The organism is Microbacterium sp. 2MCAF23 (assembly GCF_052115565.1).
In the GTDB taxonomy this organism is placed as follows: Bacteria; Actinomycetota; Actinomycetes; order Actinomycetales; family Microbacteriaceae; genus Microbacterium.
The window spans coordinates 132,515-146,454 of sequence record NZ_JBFRGY010000005.1; the positions used below are offsets into that span (position 1 = coordinate 132,515).

14 protein-coding genes are annotated in these 13,940 nt (G+C 69.5%); 11 read left to right on the forward strand and 3 right to left on the reverse strand.

The features are described 5' to 3' along the window. Positions 1 to 14: 14 nt before the first annotated feature. The 3 genes from AB4078_RS07225 to AB4078_RS07235 all read left to right on the forward strand — a co-directional run bounded on the left by AB4078_RS07225 (position 15) and on the right by AB4078_RS07235 (position 1,974). Positions 15 to 647 carry a TetR/AcrR family transcriptional regulator gene (locus AB4078_RS07225; protein ID WP_441976549.1) on the forward strand — a complete coding sequence of 211 codons (633 nt, stop codon included), beginning with the start codon at positions 15 to 17 and terminating at the stop codon, positions 645 to 647. Continuing rightward, entirely contained in the window at positions 644 to 1,228 is a 585-nt protein-coding gene (locus AB4078_RS07230; RefSeq protein ID WP_441976550.1) for a GNAT family N-acetyltransferase, read from the forward strand. Before AB4078_RS07225 ends, AB4078_RS07230 begins: the two co-directional genes overlap by 4 nt. Positions 1,229 to 1,770: 542 nt before the next feature. Next, positions 1,771 to 1,974 (forward strand): cold-shock protein, encoded by a 204-nt coding sequence (locus AB4078_RS07235; RefSeq protein ID WP_045250254.1) that lies wholly within the window; start codon positions 1,771 to 1,773, stop codon positions 1,972 to 1,974. A 108-nt stretch (positions 1,975 to 2,082) separates the two neighbouring features. On the opposite strand, the gene AB4078_RS07240 is transcribed toward AB4078_RS07235, so the two are convergent. Genes AB4078_RS07240 through AB4078_RS07250 form a run of 3 tightly spaced genes read right to left on the reverse strand, consistent with a single transcriptional unit; the run spans position 2,083 to position 4,743 of the window. After that, positions 2,083 to 2,757 carry an HAD hydrolase-like protein gene (locus AB4078_RS07240; RefSeq protein WP_441976551.1) on the reverse strand — a complete coding sequence of 225 codons (675 nt, stop codon included), beginning with the start codon at positions 2,755 to 2,757 and terminating at the stop codon, positions 2,083 to 2,085. Between the two features lie 26 nt (positions 2,758 to 2,783). Beyond that, positions 2,784 to 3,479: an endonuclease NucS gene (nucS, locus tag AB4078_RS07245; protein WP_441976552.1), complete on the reverse strand. Its 696-nt coding sequence runs from the start codon at positions 3,477 to 3,479 to the stop codon at positions 2,784 to 2,786. Positions 3,480 to 3,519: 40 nt separating this feature from the next. After that, positions 3,520 to 4,743 carry an MFS transporter gene (locus AB4078_RS07250; protein WP_441976553.1) on the reverse strand — a complete coding sequence of 408 codons (1,224 nt, stop codon included), beginning with the start codon at positions 4,741 to 4,743 and terminating at the stop codon, positions 3,520 to 3,522. A 59-nt stretch (positions 4,744 to 4,802) separates the two neighbouring features. On the opposite strand from AB4078_RS07250, the gene AB4078_RS07255 reads away from it, so the two are divergent. From AB4078_RS07255 to AB4078_RS07290, 8 genes are all read left to right on the forward strand, one after another. Continuing rightward, positions 4,803 to 5,897, forward strand: a complete 1,095-nt coding sequence (locus tag AB4078_RS07255) for a LacI family DNA-binding transcriptional regulator (RefSeq protein ID WP_441976554.1) — start codon at positions 4,803 to 4,805, stop codon at positions 5,895 to 5,897. A gap of 119 nt (positions 5,898 to 6,016) precedes the next feature. Further along, positions 6,017 to 8,962, forward strand: coding sequence for a Na+/H+ antiporter subunit A (locus tag AB4078_RS07260; protein ID WP_441976555.1), 2,946 nt, complete (start codon positions 6,017 to 6,019; stop codon positions 8,960 to 8,962). Next, positions 8,962 to 9,561, forward strand: a complete 600-nt coding sequence (locus AB4078_RS07265) for a Na(+)/H(+) antiporter subunit C (protein WP_441976556.1) — start codon at positions 8,962 to 8,964, stop codon at positions 9,559 to 9,561. Before AB4078_RS07260 ends, AB4078_RS07265 begins: the two co-directional genes overlap by 1 nt. Beyond that, entirely contained in the window at positions 9,558 to 11,120 is a 1,563-nt protein-coding gene (locus AB4078_RS07270) for a Na+/H+ antiporter subunit D (RefSeq protein WP_440732776.1), read from the forward strand. The genes AB4078_RS07265 and AB4078_RS07270 overlap by 4 nt, the downstream gene beginning before the upstream one ends. Further along, a complete protein-coding gene (locus tag AB4078_RS07275; protein WP_441976557.1) occupies positions 11,117 to 11,794 on the forward strand; it encodes a Na+/H+ antiporter subunit E in 678 nt (225 codons plus the stop codon). The genes AB4078_RS07270 and AB4078_RS07275 overlap by 4 nt, the downstream gene beginning before the upstream one ends. Further along, a complete protein-coding gene (locus tag AB4078_RS07280) occupies positions 11,791 to 12,060 on the forward strand; it encodes a monovalent cation/H+ antiporter complex subunit F (RefSeq protein WP_045271280.1) in 270 nt (89 codons plus the stop codon). Before AB4078_RS07275 ends, AB4078_RS07280 begins: the two co-directional genes overlap by 4 nt. 58 nt (positions 12,061 to 12,118) lie before the next feature. Continuing rightward, positions 12,119 to 12,508, forward strand: a complete 390-nt coding sequence (gene mnhG / locus AB4078_RS07285) for a monovalent cation/H(+) antiporter subunit G (RefSeq protein ID WP_440732778.1) — start codon at positions 12,119 to 12,121, stop codon at positions 12,506 to 12,508. Positions 12,509 to 12,819: 311 nt separating this feature from the next. Further along, entirely contained in the window at positions 12,820 to 13,809 is a 990-nt protein-coding gene (locus tag AB4078_RS07290; protein WP_441976558.1) for a DUF559 domain-containing protein, read from the forward strand. The last annotated feature ends 131 nt before the right edge of the window (positions 13,810 to 13,940 follow it).

Sequence of the window (13,940 nt, forward strand, 5' to 3'; positions counted from 1 at the left end):
GAAGGATGAGGAGCATGATCGAGACCGTCGACGGCCGGGGTGCCGCGAGCGAGCGCGTCGGCGAGGGCCGGCGCGAGCGCAAGAAGCAGCAGACCCGGCAGGCGCTGCACGAGGCGGCGCTGCATCTCGTCGAGGAGCAGGGCCTGGACGGCACCACGATCGAGCAGATCTGCGAAGCCGTCGATGTCTCACCGCGCACCTTCTTCAACTACTTCCCCTCCAAGGCCGCCGCGGCGCTGAAGCTGCCGGAGTCGGGCGTCGAGCCCGATGTCGAAGCGCGCTTCCTGAGCGCCCAGGGCGAGCTCGTGCCCGCTCTGTGCGAAGTCGTCGGGTCGTCGATGGACGTGGGCATGGACCGGCATCGGATCAAGCAGCTGCTCATGCGCCGGCCCGAGCTGCTCCCCGCCTTCTCGCAGTGGATGGGATCCGTGCGCGAGCAGCTCATCGAACTCGCGGAGCGCAGGGCGGCCGACCACGACGAGGCCGTGCGTGCGGTGTCGCTCGTGCTCGCCGCGATGAACGTGCTGGTGCATACCCGCGCGACCCCGGACCGGCCGGGCGCCGCTCGCCTGCTGCAGGCCCTGGACGGACTCGTCGACGTGCGCGCCGCACGGATGTCGGATCCGGACTCTAGCCTGGAGGCATGACCTCCTCCGCTCTGGAACGTCTCACCCTCCCCCTGCGCACCGAGCGACTGATCGTGCGGGCGAGCACGCCGGCGGACTCTGCCGCGGTGTGGCGCTATCGCCGCCTCGATGAGGTGTCCCGGTGGCTGACCACCGCGCCCGCCGATACCGAGGAGTTCCGCGCGCACTTCACGGATCCGGAGCGACTCGCGATCACCCTGCTCGTGGAGCTGCCGGGCGCCGGTGTGATCGGCGACATCATGGTGCGCGTCGAGGACGCCTGGTCGCAGTCCGAGGTGCGTGCGCAGGCCGCGGGCGTGCAGGCGGAGCTCGGCTGGGCGATGGATCCCGCGCAGCAGGCCCGCGGCTACGCGACCGAGGCGGTCCGTGCAGTGATGGCCGCGTGCTTCACCGTGCTGGGGCTGCGCCGGGTCAGCGCAGGCTGCTTCGCCGCGAACGAGGCGTCGTGGCGGATGATGGAGCGGCTGGGAATGCGGCGCGAGGAGCACAGCCGCCGTACGGCGCTGCACCGCAGCGGAGAGTGGATGGACGGCATGAACTACGGGATTCTCGCCGAAGAATGGCGCTCTCTGAACGATTGAGAGCGTTTTCCGATCGGCGCGCCCGTGCGTTCTGGACAGGGTGCGCGTCGTCGCCTAATGTGGACCGCGCGTACGTGAAGACGGTCGCTCCCGCCTGACGTCCCCAGCAGAAGGCGGAAGGTCTTCCCCAGAGATCGGCGACCAGTGCGTGCATTGGCCCCCTCGGCGCATCCAGTCCCCAATGGATCCCCCGAGGGGGCCGCTTCGTCCCCGGCATTCCGATGTATTGAGATGATAGCCCCGGGGTACCAGATTTGTCCCCCATTTGGGGGACAAAATCTCTGGACATGGGTTATGCTGATCTCAGACGCACCCTCCGGTCGTCATGGGTCCCCATCGCTCCCCCCGCGGTGGGGACCCGCTCCGTTTTCTGGCGCTGTGACCGGCGATTCCGACGGTGCACGGTCGGATGCGGCGGTCGCGCAGACGTGCAACATTTTCGTCACCTTGTCATCCGGGGTGTTGCGATGCGGGTCGACTCGGATAGCGTTAGCATCGTCGACGCGTTTGCGCCGGCGTAAGCCCAAGCAAGAAGGCAGTACATGACTCAGGGCACGGTTAAGTGGTTCAACTCGGAGAAGGGCTTCGGCTTCATCTCCCCCGACGACGGTGGAGCTGACGTGTTCGCGCACTACTCCGCCATTGCATCCTCCGGCTACCGCTCGCTCGACGAGAACCAGCGCGTCGAGTTCGATGTGGCGCAGGGCCCCAAGGGCCTGCAGGCCGAGAACATCCGTCCGCTCTGAGCGACACGGAATTCTGAGACTCCCCCGGTGCTTCGGCACCGGGGGAGTTCTCTTTGTGCACCCGGGTGATCGCGGGGTGGCTGCTCCGGACGGGCCGGCCGGATCCGGTCAGACCTGCGGGAGCAGGATCCGCAGCAGCTCGTCGGGGGTGGCGACCTCGGCGACGGCACCGGCCGACTCCCCCGGCTCGCCGAAGCCCCAGGTGACGAAGATCACGGGAACGCCGAGCGGAGCCGCGCCCTCGATGTCGTGGAGGCGGTCGCCGATCAGGACAGGGCGGCTGATGTCGACGCCCGCGTCGGCCAGTCGACCGAGCGCGCGGCGCAGGACCGCCTCCTTGCCGTCGTGCAGGCCCGCGGCATCGGGCAGGGCTCCGGCGACCACGACGAAGTCGTCGATGAGCTCGTAGTGCTCGAGGATCGCGAGCACCTGGTTCTCCGGCTTCGAGCTGGCCGTCGCCTGCGGGATGCCTGCGGCCTTCACCGTCTTCAGCGCCTTGGCCACTCCCGGATAGATCCGCACGCTCGCGGCGTAGCCGTCGCGCGCGGCGAGGCGGCGGTACTCGCGGACGGCGCGGTGCGCATCCTCTGCGGACATCCCGGCGAGCTCCTGGAAGGACTCGAACATCGGCGGTCCGATCCAGCGGGACAGGGCGCCTGCGTCGGGCTCGGGCAGCCCGAAAGACGTGAAGACCTCGAGCAGGCGCGGCAGGATGCCGGCGGATGCGTCGGCTATCGTGCCGTCGACGTCCCAGAGGATGCAGGAGTAGGGGAATGCGGCCATGTTCATGCCTTTCGGGGAATACGGGATCAGAACAGCCGCGGGATGCCGGACTCGATGCCCTTCATGTCCTCATAGTCGAGCACGAGGCACCGGATCCCCCGGTCCTCGGCGAGCACGCGCGCCTGGGGCTTGATCTCCTGCGCGGCGAACACACCCTGCACCGGAGCGAGGTGCGGATCCCGGCCGAGCAGCTCGAGATAGCGGGTGAGCTGCTCCACGCCGTCGATGTCGCCACGGCGCTTGATCTCGACGGCGATCGCGGCGCCGTCCGCGTCACGCACCATGAGATCGACAGGGCCGATGGCGGTCGGGTACTCCCGGCGCACCAGGGTGGCTCCCTCGGCGATCCGCTCCACCTGCTCGGCGAGCAGTCGCTGCAGGTCCGCCTCGACACCGTCCTTCTGCAGACCGGGATCGATGCCCAGCTCATGCGCCGAGTCGTGCAGGATCTCGTAGATCTGCACGCGCAGCGCGTCACCGGTCTTCTGGTGGGTGACCCGCCAGACCTCGGTGACGCCGGCCGATGCCTCCTCCTCCCCCGGCTGCTCCGGTTCGAGGCGGCACGGCGGGCTCATCCAGTTCAGCGGCTTGTAGCTGCCGCCGTCGGAGTGCACGAGCAGGCTGCCGTCGCCCTTGTGCACGAGCAGACGCGTGGCGAGGGGCAGATGGGCGTTGAGGCGGCCGGAGTAGTCCACGGCGCAGCGGGCGATGACGAGACGCACCCGAAGAGCCTAGCCCGCTGCGGCTGCGCCTCCGCCGCGTTCAGCCCGCGGAGACCTTCTCCTCCTCGCGGAGCGGCCGGGCCGCGCCCGAGAACAGGCCGGAGAGAGCCGCCAGCACGACCAGGATGTAGAGCGTGTTGAGCAGGCCGATGTGGTTGCTGATGAAGCCGAGCACGGGCGGGCCGCCGAGGAAGGCGATGTAGCCGATCGTCGCGGCAGCGCTCACCCGCGCGGCGGCCTTGGCGGGGTCGTCGGCCGCGGCAGACATGCCCAGCGGGAAGCCGAGCGACGCGCCGACGCCCCACAGCGCCGCTGCCACGAACACCAGCGGGGTGCTCGGCGCCAGGATGAACAGCAGGATGCCGGCGGCGGCGGTGATCGCGAGCACCCGCAGCACCACGACGCGCCCGAAGCGGTCGACGAGCGGGCCGCCGAACAGGCGCACGACGGTCATCGCGACGGAGAACGTGGCCAGGGCCGCGGCGCCGAGCGCAGGACCCGCGTGGTGGTCCTCGGAGACACCGAGGGCCAGCCAGTCGTTGGCGCCGCCCTCCGCGAAGGACATGCCCAGCATCACGATGCCGAGGAAGTAGGTGCGCGGCTCGCGCCAGGCCTCGAGCGCGACGTGCATCCGCTCGCGCCAGTGCGGCTTCTCCTCGGGCTGCGGGTCGAGCGCCGCTTCGCGACTGGGCACGTTCATCCAGCAGGCGAAGGCGAGCACGGCGATGATCACGGCGATGATCAGGGTGTGCGCGGCGACGTTCAGGCCGAGGTTCACCAGGAGCGCTCCCACCCCGGCGCCGATCACCGTGCCGAAGCTGAAGAAGGCGTGGAACACCGGCAGGATCGTCTTGCCCATCTGCTGCTCGATCGCGGTCGCCTCGACGTTCATCATCACGTCCAGCGATCCGTTGCCGAGGCCGAACAGCACCAGGCCCGCCACCACGACCGGCACGGAGCCCAGCACGTTGGTGCCCAGGCCCACCAGGCCGACGCCGATCGCGAAGCTCAGCATCGTGACGAGCATGCCGAGGCGCGCGCCGGTGCGCGCCATGACGGCGGGGCTCGTCGAGATGCCGATGATCGACGAGATGCCCATGCCGAGCAGTAGCAGACCCATCTGGCCGTTGTCGATGTGCAGCGCCGCCTTGATGTCCGGCACGCGCGACGCCCAGGTGGCGATCGACAGACCGCTGGCGAGGAAGATCGCGAAGATCGCGGCGCGCCAGCGCACGAACTGGGAGCGGGTGAGGGCGGTGTCCATCCGGTCAGTGTATCGAATCGATTCGATCTCTGTGTTCCCAACGATGTTATTGTCGAGACATGACCTCGGATCCGGATGCTGCGGCGGTGCGGCGACGCGCCACGATCGCGGATGTGGCGCGTGCCGCGGGGGTGAGCCCGTCCACCGCGTCTGTCGTGTTCAGCGGTAAGGCACCGGTCGCCGACGCCACCCGGGAGCGGGTGCTCGCCGTCGCCGCGGAGCTCGGCTACACCGGCCCCGACCCCCGTGCCGCCTCACTGCGGCGGGGGCGCAGCGGCATCGTCGCCGTGGCGCTCGAAGAGCACCTGCGCACGGCCTTCCTGGATCCGATCAAGACCGCGACCATGGACGGGCTCACCGACGGCCTGGCCGCGCTCGGTGCCGGGGTGCTGCTGCTGCGGGATGACCCCGAGGCCGGGGCCGATGCGCCGACCCTCGCCACGGCGCCCATCGACGCGGCCGTGCTGATCGGCTGCAGCCCGCGCATGCGCGAGACCCTGCAGGCGGTGCGCAACCGCGGCTTGCCCGTGGTGGTGATCGAGGGCGACGCCGGCGACGACGTGCCCCGCATGGAGCTGGACAACGGCGAGGCTGCCGCGCAGATCGCGCACCACCTGCGTGCGCTCGGCCACAGGGATGTCGCCGTGGTCACGCTGCCGTTCGACGGGGACAAGGTGCGCGGCGACGCGACGCCCGAGCGCATCGCGATGATCACGACCCCTGTCACGAGCGCGCGCCTGTCGCCGACCCTCGAGGTGTTCCCGAACGCGCGCGTAGTGTCCGCCGCCAGCAGTCTCATCGACGAGGGCCTCATCGCGGGGCGAACCCTGTTCGCGGATCCGCAGACCCGACCGACCGCCGTCATCGCTCAGAGCGACCTCCTCGCCGCGGGCGTGATCCGCGCTGCGGAAGAGGCGGGTCTGCGCGTGCCCGAGGATGTCAGCGTTGCGGGGTTCGACGGCATCGCCGTGGACGGGCTCGGCGAGCACGTGCTCACCACCGCCGTGCAGCCCGCGGTGGAGAAGGGACGCGCCGCGGGAGACGCCGTCGCGCGTCTGCTGGCGGGGGAGCAGGCCGCGTCCATCCGCTTCACCTGCACGTTCCGCGAGGGCACCACGACCGGGCCCGCGCCCGTTCCGCAGCCGCTTTCATGACGACGACGGCGGTCGATTCCGGATCCGGCACGTAAACTGGCTCCGAACCCGCCCGCCTGTGTCGACCTGCACGCTCACCTGCTGAGTCCGCAGAGACCGACGAGCCAGAGGAGACCGCCATGCTGACGCTCCTCGCCGTGTTCGCCGTCGCCTCTCTGCTGCTGCCGCTGCTGGTCTCATGGATCGGCGCTCGCGCCTTCGCCGTCGCGGCGCTCGTGCCGGCGGCCGCGTTCGTGCACCTGATCGCGCTGACGCCCCAGGTGCTCGCCGGATCCGATGACTCCGCGCTGATCCCGCGGGAGTCGATCGACTGGATCCCGCAGCTGGGACTGTCCCTCTCCTTCCGGCTCGACGAGCTGAGCTGGCTGCTCGCCCTCATCGTCACCGGCGTCGGGGCGCTCGTGCTGCTGTACTGCCGCTGGTACTTCCGCGGCTCGAAGGAGGGCATCGGCCAGTTCGCGGCGGTGCTGCTCGCCTTCGCCGGCGCGATGTACGGCCTGGTGACCACCGACGACCTCGTGCTGCTGGTGATGTTCTGGGAGCTGACGAGCATCCTCTCCTACCTGCTGATCGGGCACTATCACCGCCGCGGTGCGAGCCGACGTGCCGCGCTGCAGGCGCTGCTGGTGACGACGCTGGGCGGGCTCGCGATGTTCATCGGGGTGGTGTTCCTGGCCGTGGAGGCCGGAACCTCGAGCATGTCGCGGATCCTGGAGATCGCGCCCACCGGCCCGGTGGTCGACGCGGCGATCGTGCTGCTGCTCGTCGGCGCGCTCAGCAAGTCCGCGATCTTCCCGTTCCACTTCTGGCTGCCGGGCGCCATGGCGGCTCCCACCCCGGTGAGCGCCTACCTGCACGCCGCAGCCATGGTGAAGGCGGGCATCTACCTCATCGCGCGGTTCGCGCCCGTGTTCGCGCTGTCCGGCCCTTGGCGGCCGATCACGATCACCTTGGGCGTGTTCACGATGCTGCTGGGCGGCGTGCAGGCGCTGCGGGAGACCGACCTCAAGCGCATCCTCGCGTTCGGCACCGTGAGTCAGCTCGGCTTCTTCACCGTGGTGCTCGGCTATGGGACGCCGGACGCGATGCTGGCCGGGCTCGCGCTCGTGATCAGCCACGCCCTGTTCAAATCTGCCCTATTCCTCATCGTGGGCGTCATCGACCGCCAACTGTCCACGCGTGATGCGAACGAGATCAGCGGCGTAGGGCGCCAGGCGCCGCTGCTCGCCATCTCCGGCTTCCTCGCCGTCGGATCCATGATGGGGATCCCCCCGACGATCGGATTCGCCGCGAAGGAGTCGACCCTGGCTGCCTTCTTCGACGAGGCACAGCGCGGATCCCCATGGGGGATCGTCGCGCTCGTGGGCGTGATCCTCGGATCCATTCTCACCGCGGCATACGGAGCGCGGTTCCTCTGGGGGGCGTTCTGGCGGAAGAAGGACGCCACGGGCGCCTATATGCCCGATACGGAATGGCCGTCCCCTCCCTTCGGGTTCCTGGTGTCGCCGGTGCTGCTCGCGTTCGGCACGCTCGTGCTGGGCCCGCTGGCCTCGGCGGTCACCGTGGTGCTCTACGGCTACGCGGACGACGCGAAGGCACCCGGCTACGACGGTTCGCCCCTGGACCCCGGGTACCTGGCGCTCTGGCACGGTCTGGCACCGGCCCTGTTCCTCTCGCTGGGCGCGGTGCTGCTGGGTCTCGCGCTGTTCCCCCTCACGCGTCGCCTGGGTTGGGACCGCCGGCTGCGCCTGCTGCCGTTCACCGCGCAGGACGCGTACCACTTCGTGATGCGGAGCGTGGACCGGCTCTCCCTGGTCACCACGTCGCTCACGCAGCGCGGTTCGCTGCCGGTCTACGTCGGCACGATCTTCGTGGTCGTGATCGCCGCCGAGACCACCGCGCTCATCGCGGGCGGCCCGGCGAATGCGCAGCTGAGCGCGTGGCACACGCCGGTGCAGCTCGTGGTGGCGCCCATCATGATCTTCGCGGGCCTGCTCGCGATCAGGGCGCAGAAGCGCTACACCGGCGTCGTGCTGGTCTCCGTCACGGGCCTCGGCATGGTCGTGCTGTTCGGCACGAGCGGCGCGCCCGATCTGGCGCTCACGCAGATCCTCGTCGAGACGGTGACGCTGGTCACCTTCGCGCTGGTGCTGCGGCGGCTGCCGGCGCGGATGGGGGAGCACAACGCGTCGGTCGGACGGGTGCCGCGCGCGATCCTCGGCATCGCGGCGGGCGTGATGATGGCGCTCGTGGCGATCGTCGCCACCGGATCCCGGGTCGCCGAACCCATCTCCGAGGCGTTCCCGAAGCTCGCCTACGAGCTCGGGCACGGCAAGAACGTGGTGAACGTGGCCCTGGTCGACCTGCGCGGCTGGGACACGATGGGGGAGCTGTCGGTGCTCGTGCTCGCGGCCACCGGCGTCGCCTCGCTCGTGTTCGTCACCCACCGCGCCGACCGGCTCTCCGCCACGAAGGCGCTGCCCGAGGGCCCGCGGCGGGCCCGGCGCGGCCCGCTCGTGGAGACGACCGAGGGCGTGCGCGTGCAGACGGCCGGTGACACGGCGCCGCGCGCGTGGCTCGTCGGCGGCGGCAACGTCAAGCCGGAGAACCGTTCGATCCTGCTCGAGGTGATCGTGCGGATCCTCTTCCACACCATCATCGTGGTCTCGATCTACCTGCTCTTCGCCGGCCACAACGCCCCGGGCGGCGGCTTCGCGGGCGGTCTTGTCGCGGGCATGGCCCTGGTCATGCGCTACATCGCGGGCGGCCGCTGGGAGCTGGGCGCCGCGGCGCCCACCGACGCGGGGCGTCTGCTCGGCGCGGGGCTCATCCTCGCGGTGGGCGCGGCCGTGGTGCCGCTGTTCTTCGGGCTCGCACCGCTCACCAGCGCGGTGTGGGAGGCGGAGATCCCCGTCATCGGCCACATCGAGTTCGTCAGCTCCACGTTCTTCGACATCGGCGTCTACCTCGTCGTGATCGGTCTGGTACTCGATGTGCTGCGCAGCCTCGGGGCCGAGGTCGACCGGCAGACGCTCGAGATGCGCGCGCGGGGGGTGGACATCTGATGGACGTCTCCCTGGTGCTCATCATCGTGATGGCGGTGCTGTTCGGCTGCGGCGTGTACGCGATGCTCGAACGCAGCCTCACCCGCGTGCTGATCGGGTTCCTGCTGCTCGGCAATGCGGTGAACCTGCTGCTGCTGATCGTGATGGGCCGGCCGGGACGCGCGCCGTTCTACGGCATCGCGGACGATATGAGCGACCCGCTGCCGCAGGCGCTCACCCTCACCGCGATCGTGATCACATTCGCGGTCTCCGCCTTCCTGCTCGCGCTCATCTACCGCTCGTGGCAGCTGGGCAAGGCCGACACGGTCGAGGACGACGAGGCCGACCTCGCCCTGCGCGAGCGCACCGAGATCGAGGAAGACCTCATGGACGACGAGGTCGATCTCGAGGACGAGGACGCCACGACCGACTTCGTGGGCGTCGTGACGTCGCCGATCCGTGTGCTGCACGCGAAGGATCTGGACGGGCTCGTCGATGACGCACCGGTGGACCGGCCGGATCCGCACCCGTTCTCCCGGGCGGATCGCTCGGCCCCTGAGGCGGAGACGAGCACACCCGAGACAGACGACGACCGCAAACCGGGGGAGGAGCCGCGATGAACGCCCTCGTCCCGCTGCTCGTCGCCCTGCCGCTGCTGGGCGCCGCGATCACGCTCGTGTTCGGCCGCAACACCCGCGTGCAGGTCATCGTCACCGTCGTCACGCTCGCCGCGGTCTCGGTGATCGCCGCGACCCTGCTCGTCGTGGTGGACCAGACCAAGCCGATCGCGGTGATGGTGGGCGGCTGGCCCGCCCCGTTCGGCATCGTGCTCTACGTCGACCGGCTCGCGGCGCTGCTCGTGCTCGTGTCGAGCATCGTGCTGGTCGCGGTGCTGCTCTTCTCAGTGGGCCAGGGTGCCGCGGATGGGGCCGAGGAGACCCCGATCTCGATCTTCAACCCGTCCTACCTGATCCTCGCGGCGGGCATCTTCAACGCCTTCATCGCGGGCGACCTGTTCAACCTCTACGTCGGATTCGAGATCCTGCTGGTCGCCTCCTACGTGCTGATAACTCTGGGCAGCACCGAGTCCCGGATCCGCACAGGCGCGGTCTACATCGTCGTGTCGCTGGTCTCCTCGGTGCTGTTCCTCGTCGCGATCGCGCTCATCTACGCGGCGCTCGGCACCGTGAACATGGCGCAGATCGCGGAGCGGATCGGGGAGATCCCGCCGAGCACGCAGCTCGTGCTGCACCTCATGCTCGTGGTCGCCTTCGGCATCAAGGCGGCCGTGTTCCCGATGTCGTTCTGGCTGCCGGACTCGTATCCGACCGCGCCCGCGCCGGTCACGGCGGTGTTCGCCGGACTGCTGACCAAGGTCGGCGTGTACGCGCTGATCCGCACCGAGACGCAGCTGTTCAACGTGTCGAGCATCAACACGCTGCTCATGATCGTGGCGCTCGCGACGATGCTGATCGGAATACTCGGCGCCGTCGCACAGGCGGAGCTGAAGAGGATCCTGTCGTTCACGCTGGTCAGCCACGTCGGCTACATGGTGTTCGGCCTGGCGATCGCGACGCCGGCTGCCATCGGCGCCACGGTGTACTACATCGTGCACCACATCATCGTGCAGACCACGCTGTTCCTCGCGGTGGGACTCGTCGAGCGACGCGCGGGCAGCACCTCGATCCTGAAGGTGCGAGGACTCATGAAGGCGGCGCCGCTCATCGCCGTGCTGTACTTCGTGCCGGCGATCAACCTCGGCGGCCTGCCGCCGTTCTCGGGGTTCATCGGCAAGTTCGCGCTGTTCCAGGCGGCGGCACAGGTCGCGACGCCGTTGATCTGGGTGCTCATCGTGGGCGGCGTGCTCACCTCGTTGCTCACGCTCTACGCCCTCATGCGCGCGTGGAACCTCGCGTTCTGGCGCAGCAAGGATGAGACGCCGGAGGAGATGGAGAACGAGCGCATCGCCCATCTCGGCAGCGCGCCGGCCGCCGACGAGCAGCAGGAGCGGCGCCGGATCCCCACGATCATGACCTTCGCGACAGGCGGCATGGTCGCGGTCACCCTCGCGCTGACCGTGTTCGCGGGCCCGATCTACGGACTCTGCGAGCGGATCGGCGCGAACCTGCTGCAGCCTGTGCACCTCGACATGCTCGATGGGGACGAGGTCTCCTCATGAACCCGGGGACGAAGCGGGGACTCTGGCGCGAGATCGGCCTGCAGCTGCCGTTCCTGCTCTGGCTGATCGTGCTGTGGATGCTGCTGTGGGGCCAGTTCACGGTGCCGTCGGCCGTGACCGGCATCGCGGTGGCGCTGTTCGTGACGCGCGTGTTCCGGCTGCCCACGATCGAGCTCTCCGGGCGGATCAACCTGTGGTGGGCGGCGTTGCTGGTGGTGCAGTTCCTCGCCGCGGTCGTGCACGGCTCGCTCAGCGTCGCCGCGCAGGTGCTGAACCCGAGGCGCGCGCCGCGGTCCGCGATCATCGCGGTGCCGCTGCGCTACGCCGACGACCTCGTGATGACCCACGTGGCGGTGACGTCGTCGCTCATCCCGGGGTCGCTCGTGGTCGAGGCCGACCGCGACACCCGCACCCTGTATCTGCACGTGATCGGCGTGCGCTCGCTCGAGGACGTGGAGCACCAGCGCGCGGGCGTGCTGCGCTGGGAGCGCCGCATCGTGCGCGCCCTCGGCACTCCGGCGCAGGCCGCGCGGTTGCGCGCCGACGAGCGTGCCGAGGGGGAGCGTCTCGCCGGGGCGATCGCCGGGAGCTCCCCGACGTCGCGCCGGCCGAAGGGATCCGGTCCGTCCCGGGGATCCGGCTCGTCCCAGGGATCCGAGGAGGGTCGCCGATGAATCCGCTGCTGCTCGTCATCATGATCGTGTTCGCGGTCGCCGCCGTGCTCGCCGTGATCCGCATCGTGATCGGACCCTCGATCCTCGACCGCGCCGTCGCCGCGGACGTGCTGCTCACCGAGGTGATGTGCGTGCTCGGTGCCGACATGGCGATCAACCACCACACCCGCACGCTGCCGGTGCTGATCGTCGTCGCCGCGGTCGGCGTGTTCGGCTCCATCTCGGTCGCCCGCTATGTCGCGCGGAGGGACAACACGCCATCATGAACGCCGTCACCATGAACCAGGCCTTCGCGCACCGGACCCGCAGCAACGGGGGAGCGCGATGAACGTGTTCGAACTGCGGATCCCCGATGTCGTCGTGGACACGGCGGTGTGGATCCTCGTCCTGATCGGGGCGCTCCTGTGCCTGACCGCCGCGATCGGGCTGCTGCGCCTGCGGGACGTGCCGAGCCGGCTGCACGCGGCCACCAAGCCGCAGGTGCTCGGTCTGCTGCTGATCTGCCTGGCGATCGCGCTCTCGCAGCGCTCCGTGATCGGGGTCGTGCTGGGGCTGCTGCTGGTGGCGCCGGTCGTGCTGATGCAGTTCGCGACCGCGCCCCTGTCGGCGCACATGGTCGGCCGCCAGGCCTACCGCAACGGCACGATCGACGAGCGCTCCCTCGTGGTCGACGAGCTCGCCGATTCGAAGCGCACCCCGCCCGGCGCGGGCTGAGGTCCCGGGCACCGGGCCGCGGAGCGCCGCCGAGGGCGGCTGAGGCCCAGCGCGGGGCGCCCGCCCGCGGGCCGCCTACCCGCGGGCTGCGTACCCGCGGGCTGCGGAGGGCAGTCGCTCCTACACAGAAGCGGATTCAGGCTGAATTCGGCGGGCATCGGCCCGACGGACGGCGACGGGGGTGGGACGACCGGCTCCGAGTCTGGGTCACGACGCCGGCTGGTTCCGTATTCAGGATGAACCCGGTCTTTCACCGGACAAGACGCCGCGAATCCACTGATCCCGCGGATCGCTCCTGAATAGGGGATGGAGTGCCGGCGTCGCAGCACGTGAGCCTTCGTCCTGCACAGGCTGCGGCGCTGGCGCGTTCTACACGGGTTCCGGATTCATGCCCCGCCGCGCTTCGAAACCCCGAGAGAGTCGCGACCATGCATCACGACAATCCTCGTTCGCCGGCACCCCTCCCGAGGAGAGCGGTCTTCCTCACCGCAGAACTGCGTGCCGCGGGACTCACCTCCCGGACGATTCGCGCGGCGGTCGATGGAGGGAGCTTGATCAGAGTCCGTCGCGGGCGCTACGCCCGAGGCGATGCTCCGCCTGCGATCATTGCGGCGGCCAGAACGGGGGGTCGTCTGGACTGCGTGTCGATGCTGCGACTTCTCGGCGTGTTCGTACTCGACGAGTCTCGGCCGCACGTCCGAGTCAACGCCCACGCCGGTCGATTCGACAAGCGAGGTCTCGTGATCCACTGGCGAGTGCCGGAGGATGACATCTCTGGGCAAGACATGGTCAGCATCCGGGATGCAGCCGCGCAGGCTGTGCTGTGCCAGGAGGCCCGTGCGGCCGTCGCCACTCTGGACAGCCTGCTCCATCTGAAGCTGCTGTCGGAGGACGATTTGGATGCGATGTTCCGCGCACTTCCCGCGCGGACTCAGGTGCTGCGCCGTCTGGTCGACGGCAGGGCAGAGTCGGGCGGCGAGACGCTGCTACGCCTGATTCTGCGCACCCTTCCGGTGGATGTGCGGACGCAGGTCACGATCACGCGGGTCGGTCGTGTCGATTTCCTCGTCGACGGCTGGCTCATCATCGAGTGCGATGGCCGCGAGTTCCATCAGGGCTGGGACAAGCAACAGGAAGACAGACGCCGTGATGTCGAGGCGGCGGCCCAGGGCTATGTGACGGTCCGATTCATCGCGGCTGACGTCTTCGGCGACTCCTCCTCGGTTCGCACCCAGATCGCGCGGGTTCTCGACGCGCTGACTCCGCGATTCCGTCGCGCTCGTGTTCGCAATTCAGGATGAACGCCGGTTCTTGGCGAAATGTGGTGGCGTTTCCGCGGATCTGGCAATTCTGACCTGAATTGCGAACGCGAATCCCATGACCCCGCAGCCAGCCTCGCGGCAGCACAGCCCACCGGGATCCGCTTCACCTG